The following is a 19,906-nucleotide window of genomic DNA, read 5'->3' on the forward strand; positions in this document are numbered from 1 at the left end:
GTTTTCGAGACATGCGAGGCGGGATGCGGATCTGGGTGGCGCGGCCGGAACCGGGAGCGACGCGGACGGGCGACCGTCTCGCCGGGCTCGGGCATCGCCCCCTGGTGGCGCCGGTCCTGGCCGTGGCGCCGACCGGGGCGCAGCTGCCCGAGGGCGCGTTCGCCGGGTTGATCCTCACCAGCGCCAACGCGGTGCAGGCCCTCGCCGCGCAAGACCGGGACAGGCTGCGCGCGGTCCCGATCTTCGCGGTGGGCGCGCGGACCGGGGCGCTGGCGAGGCAGGCGGGATTCCGCGATGTCCGGGTGGCGGCGGGCGATGCGCGCACCCTCGCCGAATTGGTCCGGTCCGTGCTGGAGCCGGGTGCCACCCTGCTTCACGCGGCGGGCGCCGAGCGCAAGGCGGAGCCGGCGGCCTCCCTGATCGCCGCGGGCTACCGGCTCGCAGCGCGCGAACTTTATGCCGCACGGATCGCGGCGGCGCTGCCGGAGGCCGTGGCGGAGGCGCTCGGCGCGGACGCGCTCGACGCCGTGCTTCACTATTCGCGGCGCAGTGCGCAGGCGGCGCACGATCTCGCTACGGCGGCCGGCCTCGGCGGAGCCTTCGCAGCTCTGATGCATTACTGCTTGTCGGCAGACGTGGCCGTGCCCCTGGCGTCGGCCGGGATCACGGTTCATTTCGTGGCCGATCGACCCGACGAGGACGCGCTCCTCGCGGGTCTGCCGGCCTCCGGGCCAACAGGATTCCGATAAGGGCCTCGCTCCGGCGGCGGCCCTGATGCTAGGACGAGCGCAACAAGCTGCGCCGCCAGCCACGACCCACCGGGCGCCGGATGCGCCGAACGGGGCGTGGCCGGGCGGCGGGAGACGGGAAGGGAGCCTTGAACCGTGAAACCACCCAACAGCGACGCCAACCGTCCGGGATCTCCCACCGGCAACCGGCCGCCCGAGCCCGCCAAGCCGTCGACGCCGGGCCAGCCCGTGCCGCCGAAGGGCGAGGCGTCGGCCAAGCCCGACATGTCCGCCGGCGGCCCCGTCAAATCCGAGCCGCCGAAGTTCGAGCCGCTGAAGTCCGAGCCGCCGAAGTCCGAGCCGTCGAAGATGGATGCCCCCAAGGGTGAGGCTCCGAAGACGGAGGCCGCCCGGGAGAGCGTTGGGGAAGGCACCAAGACCGACGCCGTGAAGACCGAAGCGGCCAAGGCCGAGATCCTGAAGCCGGAGGCCGGTAAATCGGACACCGTTAAGCCGGACACGGCCAAGCCCGAGGCGCCGAAGTCCGGTGCATTCGGCTCGACGCCGCCCGGCGGGCGTCCCGGTTCGTCCGTCACCGACGGGCCGATCATCGACCTGAAGGCCAAGCGCCTTCCCGACCCGGCGCCGCCGGCGAAGCCCGCCGCAGCCGCCACGGTCGCGGCCGGGATGGCCGGTGCCGCGTCGGGTGCCCAGGCCGCCGGGGCGAAGCCGGGCGATCCGAAATCCGCGCCGGGGGCGGGCAAATCGGACGCCGGAAAGCCGGACGCCGGAAAGCCGGACGCCTGGAAAACTGAGCCCTCGAAGGGCGAGGCGCCGAAGCCGGCCGGTTCCACCACGCCGCGCATCACGCCCGCGCCTCCCGCCGCAGCGGCGGCGCCAGCTGCCGCGCGCGGTCCGGGCTTCGGATCGCTGGCCACCGCCGGCCTGCTCGGCGGTGTCGTCGGCGCCGGTCTCCTGTTCGGTGTCGCCCGCAGCGGCCTGCTGCCCGCGGGCGACGACGCGCGGCTGAACGCCCTCGACCAGCGCATCGCCGCCTTGGCGCCCAAGGACGCCATCACCGGCCTCGACAAGCGCGTGGCCGCCAACGAGACCGCCTTGAAGGCGGTGCCCGAGGCGTTGTCGACGGCGCGTCAGGCCCTGGAGAAGGCCAACGCGGCCCAGGGCGGGACAACCGCACCCGCCGAGGGCTCGGCGGCTCCGGCCGCCGTACCCGCCGAGCTGACGGCCCGTCTCGATGCCCTCGACCAGCGCGTCTCGGCTCTCCAGGAGGAGCCCGGGCGGGACCAGGGCGGCGAGGCGCGGATGGCGGCTTTGCCCGCCGTGGCACCGCAGATCGGCGCCCTCGAGCAGCGCCTGAAGGCGATCGAGGGCAAGGTCGACGCCGCACCGAAGCCGGTCGCGACCCCCGATCTCGCCCCCAAGCTCGCCGCGCTCCAGGGCGACGTCGAGGCCAAGACCAAGGCCAATGCCGAGGCCGCGCAGGCCCTGAGCCAGAAGGTGGCGGCGCTCCAGCAATCCCTCGAAGCGCGGGTCCAGGCCGCGACGGAAGCGGTCCAGACCGCGACCCAGGCCAGCGAGAAAGTGGCCGACGCCGCCAAGACCCAGGCGACCGAGGCGGCGAAGGCCGTGGAACGCCAACTTCAGGCCCAATCGGAAAAGATCGCCGGGCTCGACAAGGCGGTCTCGGAGCGGGCTGAGACCGCGACCCTGCAGGCGGCCCTCCGGGTCGTCTCGGCCGACCGGATCGCCACCGCCCTCAACACCGGTGCGCCCTACGCGGACGCGTTGGCGGCCCTGCGTGGACTCGAGCCGGGCGACCCGGCCCGCCTGACCGCCGTGGCGGTCTTCGCCGACAAGGGCGCGCCGACGGCCCGGACCCTGGCGGCCGAATTCCGGCCGATCGCCGAGAAGATCGCGGCACAGCGCCGGGCGGCCCAGAGCAAGGCCGTGGCCGAGAGCGGCGACATCGGCACCAAGCTGATGAGCATGGCCGAGTCGATCGTGCAGGTGCGCCGGGTCGATGCACCGGCGACCGGCGGCGGAGCCAACGCGGCCGCGGCGGACGAGACTCCGAAGGTCCAGGACGCCCTCGATCGCGGCGCGATCAAGGAGGCGGCCGCCGCCTTCGCGGCCCTGCCCGAGGCCGACCGGGCGGTCGCGGGCGACTTCGGCACCAAGCTGACGTCGCGGGCTGCCGCTGCGGATGCGGCTCAGGGGTTGCTTGCCGACGCCTTCAAGGGCCTGCCGGCCACCGGCGCGTCCCGTTGATCCGGCGGCCGCCGATCCATCGAACCGGCGGCCTCACCTATTTCGCGCGGGAGCGCCACGCGCTCCCGCCCCCGACTCTCGGTGTCGCCGGATCCGCCGACGCCCCTCCCAGGAGCTTCTGATCTCATGTGGCGCGCCCTCGCCTTCCTGGCCCTTCTCGCGGTTGCCGCCTACGGCGCGACCTGGGTCGCCGACCATCCCGGCACCGTCACCATCGTGTGGAACGGCTACGAGGTGGCCACCAGCCTCGCCATCGGGCTGATCGGCGTCCTGATCGCCGCCATCGTGATCGGCTTCATCTGGGCCATCGTGCGCGGGTTCATCACCCTGCCGGAGACCCTGGTGCGCGGCTCGCGCGACCGGCGCCGGGCCAAGGGCTTCTCGGCCCTGTCGCGTGGCATGGTGGCGGTCGGGTCGGGCGATCCGCTGGCCGCCCGCCGGCACGCCAGCGATGCCGAGCGCCTGCTGGGCGCCGAGCCGCTGACCCTGCTGCTGAAGGCGCAGGCCGCTCAGATCTCGGGCGATCGCGAGGCGGCCGAGCAGGCCTTCCAGCGCATGGTCAACGATCCCGAGACACGGGTGCTCGGCCTGCGCGGCCTCTTCGTCGAGGCACGCCGTCGCGAGGACGATGCCTCCGCCCGCGCCTATGCGGCCGAGGCCGCCCGCCTCGCCCCCAGCGTCACCTGGGCCAACGAGGCCGTTCTCGAAGCGCAATGCGCCGACGGCGACTGGAGCGGCGCCAACGAGACGGTTGAGCGTCGCGCTTCCCTCGGCCTCATCGACAAGACCACCGCCCGGCGCCAGCGCGCGGTGCTGCTCACCGCCGCCGCGCAGGAGCGCGAGGCGGGCGAGCCGGAAGCGGCCACCGAGCGGGTCCTGAAGGCGGTCAAGCTCGCACCGGATCTCGTTCCGGCCTCGGTTCTCGCGGCGCGCCTGATGGTGCGACGGGGCGACCTGCGCAAAGCGGCCAAGATCCTCGAGGCGACCTGGCGCACCGGCCCGCACCCGGACCTCGCCAAGACCTACCTCAACCTGCGCACCGGCGATTCCGTGCGCGACCGCATGGCCCGGGCCGAAACCCTGGCCAAGATCTCCTCCTGGCACCCGGAAGCCCGTCTCGCCATGGCGCAAGCGGCTTACGAGGCTCGCGAATTCGGACAGGCCCGCGATGCCCTGGCGCCGCTCCTGGCCGACCGTCCGACCGTACGCACCTGCCTGACCATGGCGCGCATCGAGGAAGCCGAGCACGGCAGCGGCTCGGGCCGCGCCCGCGAGTGGCTGTCGCGCGCCGCCCACGCACCGCGCGACCCGCTGTGGATCGCCGACGGCATCGCCTCCGAGACCTGGGCTCCCGTCTCGCCGGTCAGCGGCCGCCTGGACGCATTCGTGTGGAAGACGCCGACCGAACTCCTCGCCGGTCCCGAAGAGGCACAGGGCGATGCGAACGGCGAATCCGCGCCCAAGGCGGACCCAGCCATGACGGAGGGCAGGCTTTCCGCACCCGGGACCATCCCGGCCCCGTCCACGCCGTCCCCGGCCACAACGCCGGTGCCGAAGTCCGAAACGTCGACCGAGATTCGAACCGCGACGGTGCTGTTCCCGTCGAGTGCCCCCAGCGGCACGGCACCCGTGGCCGCCGGCATGGCGGCAGCCGCGGCAAAGCCGGATTCCGGTCCGATCGTCGGAAACACGGCGACCCCGGTCGTTTTCCCTTCGCCGAAATCGCAGAGCGACACCACCAAGCCCCGGCGGGCCGGATAGCCAAGCCCCGGCGGGCCGCACAAGCCCCGGCGGGCCGCACAAGCCCCGGCGGGCCGGATCAACCTCGGCGGCCCAAAACTCCGGGCCGGGTTTCAGAAGCCCGGCCCCGCGGTCGGGCCTCTTGGCGATCATGGTCCGATCACATGGCCCGATCGACGAAAGCACAAGCAAGGATGACCTGAGCAGGATGGCGCAAGCAGGGACGCTCCCGGGGCGCCGTGCTTAAAGGTCGGTTCACGCAATTCCGCTAATCCTCGGGATCAGCGAGTTCTGCGTAACCGAAGTGCCATGTCCCCATCTTTCGACGATGCGCCGGACCTCTCCGGCCTGATCGAATTGTCGCGTCTCGACAACCTCGATCTGAAACCCGTCATCCTTCGTGTCCAGACGGACCTCTTTCTGTCCGCGTCGGTTCGCGACCGAAAGACGATGTCGTCGTTCGCCTCCCTGGCAGGCGGCCTGATCCCGATCGTGGACGATGAGACCGCCGAGGCGGTCGCCCGCAAGCTCGCGCCGTTTCCCGACACCCCGCCCGCCCTGCTGGCGGCCTTGATCGCCCGGGGCGGCGGCGCCCGGGACGCCGTCATCGCCGGCGCCCCCATCCTGATCCAGCCCATGATCGACGCGGCCCTGAGCGACGGCGCCGAAATCGGCGCCGCCATTGCCAGCCGGCACGATCTCAGCCGCGCCACCCTCGCCGAACTGATCGCCCGCGACGATCCCGCCATCGACAAGGCGCTGGCCCAGAACCCGGCCGCGAACCCGCCGAGCGAGATGCTGGCCCGCCTCGTCGGGCGCGCCCGGCGCAGGCCCGATCTCGCCCGGGTATTCCTGGCCCGGCGCGACCTGGCGCATGCCGATGTCGCCCCGCTGTTCCTCTACGCCGACGAGTCCCGTCGCGAGGCGATCGGGCACGCCATGATGGCCACGGCAGCCCTGAGGCCGCTCCCGCCCGCACCCCGCGAGGCGGGTACGGTGCTCACCGAGCTCTCGGCCCGCGGCGACATTTCAGGCTTCATCGGGGCGATCACCCAGCTGCTCGGACTGCCCAAGGGCTTTCTTACCGCCACCCCCGACCCGTCACTGCGCTATGAATTGCTGACGGTGGCCCTGCGCGCGGCCGGCCTCCACGAGGAGGAGGCGGTGTACATCTACCTGACCCTGAACGAGACCGTCGCCAGCTCGGTCGACCGCGTGTTCAACCTGGTCAAGCTGTTCCGGACCCTGCCCCGCGCCGCCGCGCGCGACGTCCTGGCGGCGATCCTCGACTGGACGCCGCAGGAACGCGCCGCCGCGACGGCGCATCAGCCCTACGCAGCCCCCGACGCGCCGCGCCTGCGCCAGCAGCAGGTCGCGTCCGAGCGACCGCCCCTGCGCACCCTTCTGCCGACCCGGCTGCGCCAGTCGAGCTGATCGGGAGGCCGCCCGGTCCGCACGAAGGCAGCGCCGGCTATTCCGCGAGATCGAGGCAGTGGCGGCCCGCGCGGTCGTCGATCTCGATGATCCAGAGATCGTCGTCGAAACGCAGCTCCTTGCCGAGGCGGACTTCCACGTCCGCCGGCATGGCCTCCTGCAGGAGCGACACGAAGCGCCGGTCGCCATCCGCCTCCGTGTCGACCAGGGATTGCGGGGCCGGGCCGTAGAGATCGGCGCGGCCGTCGAGGCGATCGACCTTCACGAAGATGGCTCCGGCCTCGGCCGAGCCGCGCCGGCGCTGGACGGCGGCGATGCCCTCGATGCCGAGACGGCGCAGATGGGCGGAGACCCAGAAATCCGATCGCAGGCGTGCCATGCCGGAGGCTATAGCACGCCCTTCCGGCGGATCAGCCCCGGGTCGCGCCGGCGCGGGTCGCGAGTTCGCGGAACGTCCGCTGGGACGGCTCGCCCTTGACCGGCAGCTTGCGGTCCCGTTCGAACCGCTCGAGGGCCGCGCGGGTGCTCGCCCCCATCAGCCCGTCCGCCTTCAGGGGACCGTATCCGAGCTTGACCAGGGCGCGCTGGGCCTGGGCGATCGACAGGCCGCCGAGGCTCGCCACCGAGGCGGTGGTCTCGGCGCCCGCGGGCTCGCCGGCCTTGATGAGATCGCCGATGCCGTCACGCGTGGTCCGGGGCGCCGCCTCCGCCTTCACGGGCTCGGCCCGGACCGTCTCCGGGCGCGCGACCTCGGAGGCCGGTACCGGCGGCTTCACGGCCGGGACCGCCGGCTTCGGTGCCTCGGCCACGCGGGCCAAGGCCGGCTTGGCGGCGACCTTCGGGAAGATCGGCGCCGGGTGCCGACCCATCTGGTAGCCGAGGGCATTCAGGCAGATCATCGACACGGCGCCGAGCACGACGACGACCCCGACGACTTCTCCCGGATGGCGCAGGAAGGCGCGGCCGGCACCGGCGGCCAGGGCGCCGAAGGCCGTGAAGCGGCCCGAAGCCCGGGCCGCCGGGCGCCGATGACCGGCGGGGCGGGCTTCGCGGCTCCGGGACGGGACGACGATCTCTCGCTGGTCGCGGCGTGCTTGCGGCTCGCGCATCATGGCTCCTCGGTCTGGATCGCAACGGGATACGGGCACCGCATGGCGCGATGCCCGACACATTCGGCGTGACGGGGATCCGGGCGGCGGCTCATCCGGCCCGCCGCAGGGGGACGTAGCTCTCGCGCACCGGCTCCGGGCTCGATTCGAACAGTCCCATGGTCCGGCGCTTCGGTACCGGCCCGGCCCCTGCGGCCGCCACGAGGCTGCCGCCGACCATCGGCGGGCGCGGACGAGCCCGGATCGCCGCGGTCGGGATGCTGCCGCCGGCGACCCGGCAGGCGCGCGGCAGGGTGACGGTGAAGGTGGTCCCCTCCCCGCGGGTGCTCTCCAGAGTGATGGCGCCGCCGTGCAGGCCGACGAGACCCTGAACCACCGAGAGGCCGAGCCCGGTGCCCTCGTGGGTGCGCTCGTAGCCGCCGGCGCATTGATAGAACGGGCTGCCCACACGCGGCAGATCGGCCGCGCTGATCCCGATCCCGGTATCGGCCACGATCAGGTCGAGGTTCTGGCCGGACCAGCGCAGGCCGACTTCCACGCGCCCGCCGCGCGGGGTGAACTTCAGCGCGTTCGACAGCAGATTGATGAACATCTGCCGGCAGGCGCGCAGGTCGGCGGTGATCTCCACCGGCACGGGACCGACATCGCGCACCAGGATCACCCCGGCCTGATCGAACTTCAGCTGCATGAGATCGCAGCAGGCCTCGACCAGGGCGCGCATATCGAGCGTATCCGGCGCGTAGTCGAAGTGGCCGCTCTGGATCCGGGACATGTCCAGGAGGGTGTTGACCACTTCGAGGAGGTGCTGGCCCGAATTGCGGATGATGCCGGCATATTCGCGCGTCCGCTCGGGATCGGTCGCGAGGCCGCCCTCCCCCGCCAGGACCTCGGAGAACCCGATGATCGCATTCAGCGGGGTGCGCAGTTCGTGGCTGACATTGGCGAGGAAGCGGCTCTTCACCTCGTCGGCGCGCTCGGCCTCCGCCCGCGCCTGCTCCAGTTCCTCGGAGTGGCGGCGATGCTCGGTCACGTCGCGGGTTACCGCGACGACGCTGGACTGCAGCCGTCCCGGAATGCTGACGCCGGTCGCCGGGCCCTCGATGCGGTGGATGCGCATCTCGGCAAAGATCACCCGCGGGGCGCCGTCGCGCTGGCTGTCCGCCCGAAACCCTTCGCCGCGAACCCCTTCGCCGCGCATCCCGTCCGGGCGGATCGCGGCGGCGTCGAGGTGCAGGCGAAACTGGACGGTGGCGGGGCGGCCGTGGGCGGCGACATCGCTGAGCGCCTGGAGCAGCAGGGGACGGTCGCCGACATGGACCCGCTCCAGCAGGCCGTGGCCGTGCAGCAGCGTCGGCTCGGCACCGACGAACCGGGTGGCCGAGGCGCTGGCTTCGAGCACGCGGCCGTTCTCGTCGTGCCAGGTCACCAGGTCGTCGATCGCCGAGAGCAGCATCCGGTCGCGCCGCTCGTTGTCGCGCAGCCGGGCGAGCCAGCGGCCCTCATGGCGGAAATGTTCGAGGGCCTGGGCGGCGATGTGGCCGATGGCCGTGATGGCGAAGACCGGCATGGCCAGGGCGCGCGACCATTCCGGCAGCGGCGTTCCCTCGGCGAGCGGCGGCAGCAGCGCCACCGCGAGGGCACCGAGGGCGGCCACGATGGCGGCCGCCAGGGTAGCCCGGCGCGAGCCCGACACCACCGCCTCGAGGGGGATCGCCACCAGCCAGATCGCGGCGGCCGATTCCGCGCCGCCCGTCATCATGGCGAGGCAGACCACGACGCCGGTGAGACCGGCCGACGAGATCCCGTGGGCGAGCCACAGGCTTCCGGTCCGCGACAGCAGCACCGCGGCGAAGATCGGCAGCAGCAGGCCCGCGATCGCCAGCGCCTCGATGCCGGTCGGGACGCCGCGCAGGACGAGATAGGGCGGCAGGCAGAGCATCATCATCAGGCCGGTGGCCAGACGAGACACGAGAAAGCGCTCGTGCCGGAAGCGGACACCGCTCTCCTCGCTCACCGACTCGTGGACGAGTCCGGCGAGGCGGATATCAATGAGGGACGCCAGGGCACTGTAGATACGCAATACCGACACGCACAGCGCGGAGACGGACCTGACCGGCCACTCCGACGCCCCTTGGCTCGACGAAAACTCGACTGATCCGAACCTCGCAGACGCGACTTAAGCGAGTCTTGCGCAGGACGGCCCTATTGTCTCGTCATGCTTTCCGGGTCGTAACCATCATCGGTCGGTGCGATAGTCGTTTTCGGGTCACTAGGCTGGGATAGCCGTAACGATGCCTGGATAAGCTTGCGTTTACCATTTCGACGAACGACCCCGCTGGCGTCAGGGGGTGTTTACCGGTGAGCGCGGAGTGTTCGGGCGCGCCTGCCCGGCTCCCTGCCGGTGCGCCCCCGGGCCGGACCCATGTCGTTCCTCATCCGCGCCGGCCTGGTCATCGGCGTGCTGTCGTGGCTGGCGCTGCAGCGCTCCGCCGAGATGGGTCGCCCGATCGCGCCGGACCCGGCTCTCGCCGCGGCTGCGGTCTGGGGCGCCCTGCCGGACGCGCTTCGCGAGACGGCGCTTCGGGAGGGCGCGGCCGAGATCGCCCGGATGGCGGCCTCGCCGCTGCCGGCATCCCGGGACACGCTGGCGGAGATCGATCGAAAAGTCCCGTGGCGCGGCGCGCAATCCCACGCCGATCGCGCTAGGCTCGGCGAAAGCGGGGAACGGCTGGGCCGCTGATGCGGTACATGTTGCGAGAGGCGACAGGGGGCTAGACGATGTTCGGCTTCGGAATAAACTACGAGGGTGCCGCGTTCTGGCTGCCTCTCGTCTGGGCCGGCCTCCTGGCGGTCGCGGTGGCGATGTACGTGGTGATCGACGGGTTCGACCTCGGGGTCGGCATCCTGTTCACGGCGGCACGGAAGGGCAATTGGCGCGACCGGATGATGCTCTCCGTCGCCCCGATCTGGGATGGCAACGAGACCTGGCTGGTGCTGGGCGGCGGCGGCCTGTTCGCGGTCTTCAGCGTCGCCTACGCGATCCTGTTGCCGGCGCTGTACATCCCGATCATCCTGATGCTGATCGCGCTGATCTTCCGCGGCGTCGCCTTCGAGTTCCGGTTCAAGGCCGATCGCTCGCAGTTCGTCTGGGACAACGCCTTCCATTACGGCTCCCTGGTGGCCACCTTCGCGCAGGGCATGGTGCTCGGGGCCTTCGTCCAGGGCTTCAAGGTCGAGGGTCGCGGCTTCGCCGGCGGCACCATGGACTGGCTGACTCCCTTCAGCGTGCTCACCGGCATCGGCCTCGTCTGCGGCTACGGCCTGCTCGGGGCGACCTGGTGCGTGATGAAGACCTCCGGGGAACTGGAGATCTGGGCCCGGCGCAAGAGCCTGCAGTTCCTGGCCGCCACCATCGTGTCGATGGCGGTGGTGAGCGCCTGGGTGCCGTTCCTCGGCCTCGACATTCAGTGGCGCTGGATCTCGTGGCCGAACATCCTCTACGTGGCACCGGTGCCGGTGGTGACCGCCCTGGTCGCCTGGGGCATCTTCCGGGGCATCCGCAGCGGGCGCGACGTGGCGCCATTCCTCCTGACGATCGTGCTGTTCCTGCTCGGCTTCCTCGGCCTCGCGATCAGCCTGTTCCCCTACATCGTGCCGCCGCACTTCACGATCTGGCAGGCCGCCAACGCGGTCAGCGCCCTGCAATTCGCCCTCGTGGGGTATTCCGTGGTGATGCCGCTGACCCTTGCCTATACGGGCTACGCCTACTGGGTCTTCCGGGGAAAGGTGGCCGAGGATATCGGAGGCTACGGGCATTGAGCGATCCGGCGCCCCTGCCCAAGACCCGGATGACGGGCAAGCGGCTGCTCTGGTTCGTCGCCTTCTATGCCTTCAGCCTGGTGAGTTTCACGGCTTTGGTCTACGCCCTGCGCTTCATCGTGAAGGGCTGAGATTTCAGCCCCACAGCGCGGGTTCGGGCGGGTGGATCAGGCTGCCGTCGAAGCGCAGACCCGGCTCCCGGTCCCGTGCCAGGAGCAGCGGGCCGTCGAGGTCGACATAATCGGCATGGTGGGCGAGCAGCATGGCGGGCGCCATCGCCAGCGAGGTGCCGACCATGCAGCCGATCATCAGCGAGAAGCCGCGCGCCCGCGCCTCGTGCGCCAGCATCACCGCCTCGGTGAGACCGCCGGCCTTGTCGAGCTTGATGTTGATGGCGTCGTAGCGCCGGCTCAGAGCGTCGAGGCCGGCCCGGTCGTGCAGGCTCTCGTCGGCGCAGATGGGGATCGGCCGGGCGAGATCGGCGAGAAGCGCATCCTCGCCCGCCGGCAGCGGCTGCTCGATGAGGCCGACGCCGGCCGCGACGCAGGCTGCCAGGTTGGCTTCGATCGTCTCCGCTCGCCAGGCCTCGTTGGCATCGACGATGAGACGGGAATCCGGCGCTCCGCGCCGAACGGCGGCGATGCGCTCCGGGTCGCCGACGCCGCCGAGCTTCACCTTGAGCAACGGCCGGTGCGCGGCCTTGCGGGCGGCCTCCTCCATGCTCTCGGGATCTCCGAGGCTCAGGGTATAGGCCGTGGTGGCGACCGCCGGCGCCGACAGGCCGGCGATCTCGAAGGCGGGCCGCCCGAGCTGCTTCGCCTCCAGGTCAAACAGGGCGCAATCGAGGGCGTTCCGCGCCGCTCCCGCCGTCATGCAAAGCAGAAGGTCGGCCCGGGTCGCTCCGGCGGCGATCGCCTCGGCCTGATCCCGGATCAGCGCGGTGACGCTCTCGACGGTCTCGCCGTAACGGGCATAGGGCACGCACTCGCCGCGCCCGATGCGGCCCTCCGGGTCGGTGATCGTGGCCAGCACCACCACCGCCTCGGTGCGGCTGCCCCGCGCGATGGTGAAGGCTCCCGCGATCGGGAAGCGCTCGACCGCGACGTCGAGGCGCCGGGTCACGCGCTCGCCCCCGTGATGGCGGGGGGAAATTCGGCGACGATCCGGTCGACGATGGCCTCGACGCCGAAGCGCACCGGATCAGTGGCGGGCAGATCGTGCTCGCGGGCGAGGTCGACCAGCAGCGCGCGGGCCGCCCCCTCCTCCAGGTCCTGGGTGTTCACCGCGATGCCGACCGGGCGGATGTCCGGATTGGTCAGGCTGCCGAGTTGCACCGTCAGGTCGATGACCTGACGGATGGTGGGAAGCGGATGCTGGACGCCGCGCATGGTCGTGCGGGTCGGCTCGTGGCAGACCACGAAGGCATCGGCCTGGGCTCCATGCAGCAGCCCGAGGCTGACGCCGGCGAAGGACGGGTGGAACAGCGAGCCCTGTCCTTCGAGCAGGTCCCAATGGTCCGGCACGGCGGCGGGGGCGATCCACTCGACGGCACCGGAGATGAAGTCGGCCACCACCGCGTCGATGGCGACGCCGCGCCCGGAGATGAAGACGCCAGTCTGGCCGGTGGCACGGAAATCCGCATCGAGCCCGCGCTCGCGCATACCGCGCTCCAGGGCAAGCACGGTGTACTTCTTGCCCACCGAGCAGTCGGTGCCGACGCTGAGCAGGCGGCGGCCGGGCCGCTTCGTGCCCTTGCCGGTGGCGAAGGTCTCCGCGGTGTGGCGGACGTCGTGCAACTGGCGGCCGTTGCGCTCGGCGGCCTCGGCGATGGCCGGCACCGCGCCGAGGCGCGCATGCAGCCCGCTGGCGATGTCGAGACCGGCGTTCAGCGCCGCCACCACCTCGGCGATCCAATGCTCCGGCAGGACGCCGCCCGCATTGGCGACCCCGATGACCATCGTGCGGCAGCCCTGCGCCACCGCTTCCGCCAGAGTGAGATCGGGAATCCCGAGATCGGCGGCGCAGCCCGGCAGGCGGAGCTGACCGACGCACCATTCGGGGCGCCAATCCTTGATGCCGTAGGCGGTCTTGGCGGCGAGCCGATCGGGCACGTCGCCGAGGAACATCAGGTAGGGCGTTTCGATCTGCATCGCGTCACTCACCGTCCGAGGATGGGGGCCTCGGGGCCTGTCTATGCGCGATGAACACGGCGCTGCCAAATCGTACGCGCCGCCATGCTGGCCGGTAGAACGCACTTGCGGGGCGGCGCGATGTCGGGTGTGGTCGTCTCGCACGAGAGACGGACAAGAATCCGCGGAGCAAGGAAACGGTGCGCGCATGAAGATGTACGGCAATTGGCGCTCGGCTGCCGCGTTCCGGGTCCGCGTCGCCCTCAACCTCAAGGGGATCGCCTACGAGGAGACCTTCCTCGACCTCGATGCCGGCGAGCAGTTCAAGCCGGAATTCCTCGCGATCAATCCGCAGGGAGCGGTCCCGGCGGTCTTCGACGGCGACGGGCCGCCGCTGATCCAGTCGCTGGCGATCCTCGACTACCTGGAGGACATCCACCCGGCGACGCCGCTCCTGCCGAGCGATCCGCGGGCGCGGGCGCGGGCCCGGTCTCTGGCCCAGGTGGTCGCCTGCGACACCCATCCGCTCTACGTGCCGCGGGTGCGCAACTTCCTGATGGAGACCTACGACCTGCCGCGCGAGCGCATGCTCGGCTTCGTCCGCCACTGGATGGCGACCGGGCTGAAGACCCTGGAGACGCGCCTGACCCGCGAGCCCGGCACCGGCCGCTATGCCCAGGGCGATGCGGTCAGCCATGCCGATCTCTGCCTCGTCAGCCTCTGGGTCGGCACCGGCATCTTCGGCGTCGACACGGCACCGTTCCCGACGGTGCAGCGGATCGCCGAGGATTGCCTGGCCCAGGACGCCTTCGCCCGCGCCCATCCCCTGCGCCAGCCGGGCGCACCGGCGTGACGCATGGACCGGGTTCGCGAGGCATCCCGGTCTGATAAGTCGCCCTGTCTCCTGGGCAGCCCTGTCTCCTGGGCAGCCCTGTCTCCTGGGCAGCCCTGCCTGATAGGAATGGCGGTCGGTTTCTAATCCTTCTAAACTAAGCTTTCGGATCTCGTCGCGTCGCTCCGCATCGGGGGCACGCCGCCGCAAGGTTTCGACAAGATTTCAGCATCAGACAAGACTTCGACACAAGACGACAAGATCGAGAGTGTGAGCGTCATGGTACCGGCCGAATCCGAGGACAATCTGCACCGCATCGTGGTCGTCGGCGGCGGAGCGGCGGGGCTGCAGCTCGCGACCAAGCTCGGCGAAAAGCTCGGTCGGACGCAGAAGGCGCACGTCACCCTGGTCGACCGGGCGCGGACCCACATCTGGAAGCCGCTGCTGCACGAGGTCGCCGCCGGCAGCCTCGATGTGGGGCACCATGCGGTCGATTACCTGCACCACGCCCACCGGCACCATTTCCGCTACCGCATCGGCGAGATGACGGGGCTCGACCGGACCAAGCGGGTGATTCACCTGGCCGCCAGCCACGACACCGAGGGCCGCGAGGTCACGCCGGTCCGCGAGATCGCCTACGATACCCTGGTGATGGCGGTGGGTTCGACCACCAATGATTTCGGTACGCCCGGCGTGAAAGAGAATGCCATCGCGCTCGACACCCAGAGCCAGGCGGTGCGCTTCCACCAGCGCCTCGTGAACGGGATGCTGCGCGCCCACACCCAGCCGGGACCGGTGCGGCCCGGCCAGCTCCACGTCACCGTTATCGGCGCCGGGGCCACCGGCACCGAACTCGCCGCCGAACTCCATCGCACCACCCGCCACGTGGCGGCGACCGGTCTCGACCGCATCGATCCGGCCAAGGACCTGAAGATCACCCTCGTCGAGGCGGCGAGCCGCATCCTGCCCGCCGTTCCGGAGCGGATGTCCCGCGACGTCATGGTGCTGCTCGACAAGATCGGCGTCGAGGTTCGCACCGGCGCCCGCGTGACCGAGGTCCGACCCGAGGGCGTGCAACTCGCCGATGGCGGCTTCATCCCCTCCGAACTCGTGGTCTGGGCCGCCGGCGTGAAGGCGCCGCCGTTCCTGCACGAGATCGGCGGCCTCGAGACCACGCGCAACAACCAGCTCGTGGTCACGCCGACCCTGCAGACCACCCGCGACCCGGACATCTTCGCGATGGGCGACTGCGCCTACCTCGTGGAGAAGGGGTCGGATACGCCGATCCCGCCCCGCGCGCAGGCGGCTCACCAGCAGGCGACGCACCTCATCAAGATCATCCCCGACAAGATGGCCGGCAAGCCGCTGAAAGCCTTCAAATACCGCGACTTCGGCTCGCTGGTGTCGCTGGGCGAATACTCGACGGTCGGCAGCCTGATGGGGTTCATCAAGGGCAAGAACATGTTCATTGCCGGGCTCTTCGCCCGCATGATGTACCGTTCCCTGTACAAGATGCACGAGCAGGCCCTGCACGGCACCGTGAAGACGACCCTCGACGCGGTGGCTCGCGCGCTGACCCGGCGCACCGAGTCGCGCGTGAAACTGCACTGAGCACAACCGGGACCCGATCGGCATGTTTCTCGACATCGTCAAAGCGGTGCAGCAGCGCAATCCGGCGCTCGGCTCCTATGTCCTCGTCCTGCGTGGCGATTCGCGGGCCCGTGACGCGGCCGATCCGAGCCGCCTCTCCCCGGAGGCCGAAGCCTGGCTCGCCGAGCACGCCCCGGGCGCCCGATTCTCCGAGGAGAAGGTGCTTCTGTCGCCCTATCCGGGCGCGATGCCGGTCGACCGGGCGGTCACCGTCCTGGCCTTCGCGGATGCCCGCCACCTCGCGGCCTTCGCCACGGCCTGGACGGCCGACCCGGAGCCGGAAGGTCAGGATTCGGAGACTGGGGAGCCGGAAACGGACGCGTCGAAGCCCGAGGGCGGCTGAAACGCAGCCTCAGCCGCGCTCTTCGCGCGCGAGCCAGCGCAGGCGGGCCGCCTCCAGGCCCCAGACCATGCCGAGCATCATGTAGACGTGGCGCCACTTCTCGATGTCGATCTGGACCGCCTGCAGGAAGAACATCAGCAGGGCCGGCCAGACGATCTGGGCGTGGCGGCGGTAGGGCGTGTCGCGGCGCATCAACCGGAAGCCGACCACGCTGGTGGTCAGCACGAGGCCGATGAAGGTCACGCCGGCGAGCCAGCCGCCATTGGCGAAGCTGCCGATATAGGTGTTGTGCGGCTCCAGCGCGAAGATCAGGCGCCAGCGCAGGGGCCCCATCCCGAGCGGTTCATCCAGGAGCATGGCGAGGCCGCGCATCTGGTTGCCGAAGCGGCCGGTCTCGCCGGTGTCGTAATCCTGCGTGACTGCCGCGCGCTTCGAGAACATCTCGGCCGTGTCGCCGATCGACAGCAATCCCACGATGGCGACCGCCGTGGCGGCCACAGCCAGCACCGTCAGGATGACGATGCGGCGGCGCAAGCGCGCCGAGGGCGTGGTGGTGTAGACGCTGCCCACCATCACGGCGACGGCGATCAGCGTGCCGCCCCAGGAGCCGCGCGAGAACGACAGGAAGATGCCCGCCACGATCACCATCAGGATCGCGGAGGAGAGGATCGGGCGCCGGCTGGTACCGAGCAGCAGGCCATGCATCAGGTAGAGCGCGCCCAGCGTCAGGAACGAGCCGAACACGTTCGGGTCCTGGAAGGTGCCCGAGGCACGGCCGTACTTGTAGAACAGGTCCTCGGTCGGGATGAATCCGAAATAGCCCACGATGCCGAAGGCGCTCGACAGCAGGCAGCTCGCCACGAAGATCTTGAGCGCCAGTTCCATCCGCGCCTCGGTGTCGTCGGAGAACAGCATGGCGAAGAACACGCCGGTGATGGCGAGATAGGCGAGCTGGATCGTCCAGGTCACCGGCAGGGGCTGGTCGACGAAGGGCATCAGCGCCACCGTGATGGCGCTGACGTAGAGGATCAGCAGCCAGAGCAGAGGCACCATGCCCCGATGCAGGCGCAGGCCGAGGCAGAGCCACAGCACGATGGTGGGGATCGCCACGACATCGTAGGGCGAGGTGTCGGAAAAAGCGAAGCAGGCGAAGAAGATGAAGGCGACGAGGAGAAGCGTCGCGAGGCGCTTCAGGACGCTGAGAACGGGGATACGGGCCCAGGCTCCCGCCTGCCAGCGCGCCGCGCCGGGTGCCATCGTGGACGCCATGCACTCAACCCATCCCCGCGCCGCCGAGGGGGCGAGCGCGCGCTACCTGCTCTCCATCAGGCGCGGGAATGATTGAGATTTCGAGAAGCGGTTGTCCTCAGGTCCGCGCGCGCACCAGATCCCGGAACCGATCCCCGCGATCCTCGAAGCTTCGGAACTGGTCGTAGGACGCGCAGGCCGGCGAGAGCAGGACCACGGGCTCGGCCGCCTCCGACGCCGCAGCGGCCTCGGCCGCCTTCGCGGTGGCGACCGCGAGGGTGCCGCAGGCGGTGTAGGGCACCCGGCCCTCCAGGGTGGCGGCGAAGGCGTCGCTTGCCGCGCCGATCAGATAGGCGTGGGCGACGCGGCCGAACAGCGGCGCCAGGGATGCGATGCCGCCCTCCTTGGCCTTGCCGCCGAGGATCCAGTGGATGTCGCGGAAGGCGGTCAGGGCCTTCTCGGTGGAATCGGCGTTGGTGGCCTTCGAATCGTTGACGAACAGTACGCGCCCGCGCCGGCCGACCTCTTCCATGCGGTGGGGCAGACCGGGGAAGCTCCGGAGACCCGCCACCAGTTCGGCATCGCCGATCCCGAGAGCCCGGACGCAGGCGGCCGCCACAGCGGCATTCTGCCAATTGTGCGCCCCGCGCAGGGACCCGATGCCGTTGAGGTCCGCGATCGGGGTGCCGTCCGCGTCGAACACCGTTCCGTCGCGGGCCGACAGGCCGTCGAAATCGGCATCCGGCATTCCGACATGGATGCGGACGCAAGGCCCCGTCCAGGCGTCCGCGATGGTCCGGCTGAGATCGTCGTCGACCCCGACGATGGCGCGGTCCGCCCCCGCCACCAGCCGCGCCTTGATCGCCGCATAGTCGGCCAGGGTGCCGTGGCGGTCGAGGTGGTCCGGCGTGATGTTGAGGAGGATGCCGAGGCTCGGGTCGAGGCTCGGCGTCAGGTCGATCTGGAACGAGGACAGCTCGATCACGTGGATGCGGTCGGGCGCCGGCGGCGCCAGGGACAGGATCGCGGTGCCGATATTGCCGCCCATCTGCACGTCGCGGCCGGCCGCCGTCAGGATGTGGGCGATCAGCGCCGTGGTGGTCGACTTGCCGTTGGTGCCCGTGATGGCGACGAAGGGTGCGCCCGGCGCAAGGGCGCGGCGCTCCCGGACGAACAGCTCGATATCGCCGATAATCGGGATGCCGGCCTCGCGCGCCTTCGTGACGGTCCAGTGGGGAACGGGGTGGGTCAGCGGCACGCCGGGGGCGAGGATCAGGGCGGAGAAGCCGGTCCAGTCGGCCTCGTTCAGGTCGAAGACGGTGATGCCCTGGTCGCGCGCCCGCGCCGTACTCTCCGGGGAATCGTCCCAGGCGAGCACGTCGGCGCCCCCGGCGATCAGGGCGCGCACGGTGGCGAGGCCGGAGCCGCCGAGGCCGAACAAGGCGACCTTCCGGCCGGCGAAGGTGGTGACGGGCGTCATGCGGATCAGCGCAGCTTCAGAGTGGCGAGGCCGGCCAGCGCCAGGATCACGGCGATGATCCAGAACCGGATCACGACCTGCGGCTCCTTCCAGCCCTTCTGCTCGAAATGGTGGTGGATCGGGGCCATGCGGAAGACCCGCTTGCCCGTGAGCTTGAACGACGCGACCTGAATGATCACCGACATCATCTCGAGCACGAACAGGCCGCCCACGATCGCCAGCACGATCTCGTGCTTGGTGGCCACCGCGATGGTGCCGAGGAGACCGCCGAGCGCCAGCGAGCCGGTATCGCCCATGAAGACCTGCGCGGGCGGCGCGTTGAACCACAGGAAGCCGAGCCCCGCCCCGATCACCGCGCCGCAGACCACCGCGAGTTCGCCGGTGTCGCGCACGTAGTTCACCTGCAGGTAGCCGGCCGTGAACACGTTGCCGACGAGGTAGGCGATGACGCCGAAGGTGCCGCAGGCGATCATCACCGGCACGATGGCGAGGCCGTCGAGGCCGTCGGTCATGTTCACGGCATTGCCGGTTCCCACGATGACGAAGGCGGCGAACAGCACGTAGAACCAGCCGAGGTTCAGGAGCGCGTCCTTGAACACCGGGAAGGCGAGCTGGTTCTGCAGGGTCGGGGCCGAGTAGACCGAGATCAGCACACAGGCCGCGAGGGCGATACCCGCTTCCAGCAGGAGGCGGAACTTGCCTGAGAAGCCCTTGTGCGACTGCTTCGTCACCTTGAGATAGTCGTCGTAGAAGCCGATGGCGCCGAAGCCGAGGGTCACCGCCAGGGTGACCCAGACATAATGGTTGCGCGGATTGGCCCAGAGCAGGATCGCCACGACGCAGCCGGCCAGGATCATCAGGCCACCCATGGTGGGCGTGCCGCGCTTCGTCAGCAGGTGCGACTGGGGGCCGTCCTCGCGGATCGGCTGGCCCTTGCCCTGGCGCAGACGCAGCAGCGAAATGATCAGCGGCCCGAACCAAAACACGAACAGGCCCGCCGTGAACAGCGCGCCGCCGGTACGGAAGGTGATGTAGCGGAAGACGTTGAGGGCGGAGACGGTGCCGCTCAAGTCCGACAGGAGATACAGCATCCAGCACCCGGCCG

Annotated in this window: 19 protein-coding genes; 10 read left to right on the forward strand and 9 right to left on the reverse strand. The window is 70.6% G+C overall.

The window, feature by feature from the left end; translation table 11 throughout:
* Positions 1-23: 23 nt before the first annotated feature.
* Positions 24-749, forward strand: coding sequence for a uroporphyrinogen-III synthase (locus ASF60_RS18810; protein WP_056188609.1), 726 nt, complete (start codon positions 24-26; stop codon positions 747-749).
* Here ASF60_RS18810 and ASF60_RS26305 read toward each other — a convergent pair.
* The gene (locus ASF60_RS26305) at positions 671-1,162 is read right to left on the reverse strand and encodes a pentapeptide repeat-containing protein (protein ID WP_443136784.1); all 492 of its coding nucleotides are present in this window, start codon (positions 1,160-1,162) and stop codon (positions 671-673) included. The two genes, ASF60_RS18810 and ASF60_RS26305, sit on opposite strands and share 79 nt — an antisense overlap.
* Between ASF60_RS26305 and ASF60_RS18815 the strand changes: the two genes are divergently transcribed.
* The 3 genes from ASF60_RS18815 (at position 1,098) to ASF60_RS18825 (ending at position 6,191) form a co-directional block, all read left to right on the forward strand.
* The gene (locus ASF60_RS18815) at positions 1,098-3,017 is read left to right on the forward strand and encodes a hypothetical protein (RefSeq protein WP_443136782.1); all 1,920 of its coding nucleotides are present in this window, start codon (positions 1,098-1,100) and stop codon (positions 3,015-3,017) included. The genes ASF60_RS26305 and ASF60_RS18815 overlap by 65 nt on opposite strands.
* Before the next feature lie 126 nt (positions 3,018-3,143).
* Positions 3,144-4,778, forward strand: coding sequence for a heme biosynthesis protein HemY (locus ASF60_RS18820; RefSeq protein WP_056188615.1), 1,635 nt, complete (start codon positions 3,144-3,146; stop codon positions 4,776-4,778).
* Between the two features lie 288 nt (positions 4,779-5,066).
* Positions 5,067-6,191 carry a DUF2336 domain-containing protein gene (locus tag ASF60_RS18825; protein WP_056188617.1) on the forward strand — a complete coding sequence of 375 codons (1,125 nt, stop codon included), beginning with the start codon at positions 5,067-5,069 and terminating at the stop codon, positions 6,189-6,191.
* A 37-nt stretch (positions 6,192-6,228) separates the two neighbouring features.
* Here ASF60_RS18825 and ASF60_RS18830 read toward each other — a convergent pair whose 3' ends face one another.
* The 3 genes from ASF60_RS18830 to ASF60_RS18840 form a co-directional block, all read right to left on the reverse strand.
* Positions 6,229-6,570, reverse strand: coding sequence for a DUF1491 family protein (locus ASF60_RS18830; protein ID WP_056188623.1), 342 nt, complete (start codon positions 6,568-6,570; stop codon positions 6,229-6,231).
* Between the two features lie 31 nt (positions 6,571-6,601).
* Positions 6,602-7,300 carry a peptidoglycan-binding domain-containing protein gene (locus ASF60_RS18835; RefSeq protein ID WP_056188964.1) on the reverse strand — a complete coding sequence of 233 codons (699 nt, stop codon included), beginning with the start codon at positions 7,298-7,300 and terminating at the stop codon, positions 6,602-6,604.
* A gap of 91 nt (positions 7,301-7,391) precedes the next feature.
* Positions 7,392-9,389 carry a sensor histidine kinase gene (locus ASF60_RS18840; protein ID WP_056188626.1) on the reverse strand — a complete coding sequence of 666 codons (1,998 nt, stop codon included), beginning with the start codon at positions 9,387-9,389 and terminating at the stop codon, positions 7,392-7,394.
* Between the two features lie 333 nt (positions 9,390-9,722).
* Between ASF60_RS18840 and ASF60_RS18845 the strand changes: the two genes are divergently transcribed.
* Genes ASF60_RS18845 through ASF60_RS26045 form a run of 3 tightly spaced genes read left to right on the forward strand, consistent with a single transcriptional unit; the run spans position 9,723 to position 11,250 of the window.
* On the forward strand, positions 9,723-10,040 hold the full coding sequence (locus tag ASF60_RS18845) for a hypothetical protein (RefSeq protein WP_056188630.1): 318 nt from the start codon (positions 9,723-9,725) through the stop codon (positions 10,038-10,040).
* A gap of 38 nt (positions 10,041-10,078) precedes the next feature.
* Positions 10,079-11,119, forward strand: coding sequence for a cytochrome d ubiquinol oxidase subunit II (cydB, locus tag ASF60_RS18850; protein WP_056188633.1), 1,041 nt, complete (start codon positions 10,079-10,081; stop codon positions 11,117-11,119).
* On the forward strand, positions 11,116-11,250 hold the full coding sequence (locus ASF60_RS26045; RefSeq protein WP_274533567.1) for a hypothetical protein: 135 nt from the start codon (positions 11,116-11,118) through the stop codon (positions 11,248-11,250). The genes cydB and ASF60_RS26045 overlap by 4 nt, the downstream gene beginning before the upstream one ends.
* A gap of 4 nt (positions 11,251-11,254) precedes the next feature.
* Here ASF60_RS26045 and dgcA read toward each other — a convergent pair whose 3' ends face one another.
* Positions 11,255-12,241 (reverse strand): N-acetyl-D-Glu racemase DgcA, encoded by a 987-nt coding sequence (gene dgcA / locus ASF60_RS18855; protein ID WP_056188636.1) that lies wholly within the window; start codon positions 12,239-12,241, stop codon positions 11,255-11,257.
* The gene (gene dgcN, locus ASF60_RS18860; protein WP_056188639.1) at positions 12,238-13,269 is read right to left on the reverse strand and encodes an N-acetyltransferase DgcN; all 1,032 of its coding nucleotides are present in this window, start codon (positions 13,267-13,269) and stop codon (positions 12,238-12,240) included. Before dgcN ends, dgcA begins: the two co-directional genes overlap by 4 nt.
* A 187-nt stretch (positions 13,270-13,456) precedes the next feature.
* Between dgcN and maiA the strand changes: the two genes are divergently transcribed.
* The 3 genes from maiA to ASF60_RS18875 all read left to right on the forward strand — a co-directional run bounded on the left by maiA (position 13,457) and on the right by ASF60_RS18875 (position 16,073).
* Positions 13,457-14,101, forward strand: coding sequence for a maleylacetoacetate isomerase (gene maiA / locus ASF60_RS18865; RefSeq protein WP_056188642.1), 645 nt, complete (start codon positions 13,457-13,459; stop codon positions 14,099-14,101).
* Positions 14,102-14,359: 258 nt separating this feature from the next.
* Entirely contained in the window at positions 14,360-15,691 is a 1,332-nt protein-coding gene (locus ASF60_RS18870) for an NAD(P)/FAD-dependent oxidoreductase (protein ID WP_056188646.1), read from the forward strand.
* A gap of 22 nt (positions 15,692-15,713) precedes the next feature.
* Positions 15,714-16,073: a hypothetical protein gene (locus ASF60_RS18875; protein ID WP_056188649.1), complete on the forward strand. Its 360-nt coding sequence runs from the start codon at positions 15,714-15,716 to the stop codon at positions 16,071-16,073.
* 9 nt (positions 16,074-16,082) lie between these two features.
* On the opposite strand, the gene ASF60_RS18880 is transcribed toward ASF60_RS18875, so the two are convergent.
* From ASF60_RS18880 to mraY, 3 genes are all read right to left on the reverse strand, one after another.
* On the reverse strand, positions 16,083-17,342 hold the full coding sequence (locus tag ASF60_RS18880) for an O-antigen ligase family protein (RefSeq protein ID WP_056188652.1): 1,260 nt from the start codon (positions 17,340-17,342) through the stop codon (positions 16,083-16,085).
* Between the two features lie 97 nt (positions 17,343-17,439).
* Positions 17,440-18,801 (reverse strand): UDP-N-acetylmuramoyl-L-alanine--D-glutamate ligase, encoded by a 1,362-nt coding sequence (gene murD, locus ASF60_RS18885; RefSeq protein WP_056188655.1) that lies wholly within the window; start codon positions 18,799-18,801, stop codon positions 17,440-17,442.
* Positions 18,802-18,806: 5 nt separating this feature from the next.
* Complete coding sequence (gene mraY, locus ASF60_RS18890) at positions 18,807-19,892, reverse strand: phospho-N-acetylmuramoyl-pentapeptide-transferase (protein ID WP_056188657.1); 1,086 nt, start codon at positions 19,890-19,892, stop codon at positions 18,807-18,809.
* Positions 19,893-19,906 lie beyond the last annotated feature (14 nt).

It is taken from the genome of Methylobacterium sp. Leaf113 (assembly GCF_001423325.1).
Taxonomy (GTDB): Bacteria; Pseudomonadota; Alphaproteobacteria; order Rhizobiales; family Beijerinckiaceae; genus Methylobacterium.

What these genes read in the sequence shown, in the direction of transcription:
- ASF60_RS18810 (WP_056188609.1), top strand. Translation starts at nt 24, where the DNA reads ATGCGGATCTGGGTGGCGCGGCCGGAACCGGGAGCGACGCGGACGGGC.
- ASF60_RS18815 (WP_443136782.1), top strand. Translation starts at nt 1,098, where the DNA reads ATGGATGCCCCCAAGGGTGAGGCTCCGAAGACGGAGGCCGCCCGGGAG.
- ASF60_RS18820 (WP_056188615.1), top strand. Translation starts at nt 3,144, where the DNA reads ATGTGGCGCGCCCTCGCCTTCCTGGCCCTTCTCGCGGTTGCCGCCTAC.
- ASF60_RS18825 (WP_056188617.1), top strand. Translation starts at nt 5,067, where the DNA reads ATGTCCCCATCTTTCGACGATGCGCCGGACCTCTCCGGCCTGATCGAA.
- ASF60_RS18830 (WP_056188623.1), bottom strand. Translation starts at nt 6,570, where the DNA reads ATGGCACGCCTGCGATCGGATTTCTGGGTCTCCGCCCATCTGCGCCGT.
- ASF60_RS18835 (WP_056188964.1), bottom strand. Translation starts at nt 7,300, where the DNA reads ATGCGCGAGCCGCAAGCACGCCGCGACCAGCGAGAGATCGTCGTCCCG.
- ASF60_RS18845 (WP_056188630.1), top strand. Translation starts at nt 9,723, where the DNA reads ATGTCGTTCCTCATCCGCGCCGGCCTGGTCATCGGCGTGCTGTCGTGG.
- cydB (WP_056188633.1), top strand. Translation starts at nt 10,079, where the DNA reads ATGTTCGGCTTCGGAATAAACTACGAGGGTGCCGCGTTCTGGCTGCCT.
- dgcN (WP_056188639.1), bottom strand. Translation starts at nt 13,269, where the DNA reads ATGCAGATCGAAACGCCCTACCTGATGTTCCTCGGCGACGTGCCCGAT.
- maiA (WP_056188642.1), top strand. Translation starts at nt 13,457, where the DNA reads ATGAAGATGTACGGCAATTGGCGCTCGGCTGCCGCGTTCCGGGTCCGC.
- ASF60_RS18870 (WP_056188646.1), top strand. Translation starts at nt 14,360, where the DNA reads ATGGTACCGGCCGAATCCGAGGACAATCTGCACCGCATCGTGGTCGTC.
- ASF60_RS18875 (WP_056188649.1), top strand. Translation starts at nt 15,714, where the DNA reads ATGTTTCTCGACATCGTCAAAGCGGTGCAGCAGCGCAATCCGGCGCTC.
- ASF60_RS18880 (WP_056188652.1), bottom strand. Translation starts at nt 17,342, where the DNA reads ATGGCGTCCACGATGGCACCCGGCGCGGCGCGCTGGCAGGCGGGAGCC.
- murD (WP_056188655.1), bottom strand. Translation starts at nt 18,801, where the DNA reads ATGACGCCCGTCACCACCTTCGCCGGCCGGAAGGTCGCCTTGTTCGGC.
- mraY (WP_056188657.1), bottom strand. Translation starts at nt 19,892, where the DNA reads ATGCTGTATCTCCTGTCGGACTTGAGCGGCACCGTCTCCGCCCTCAAC.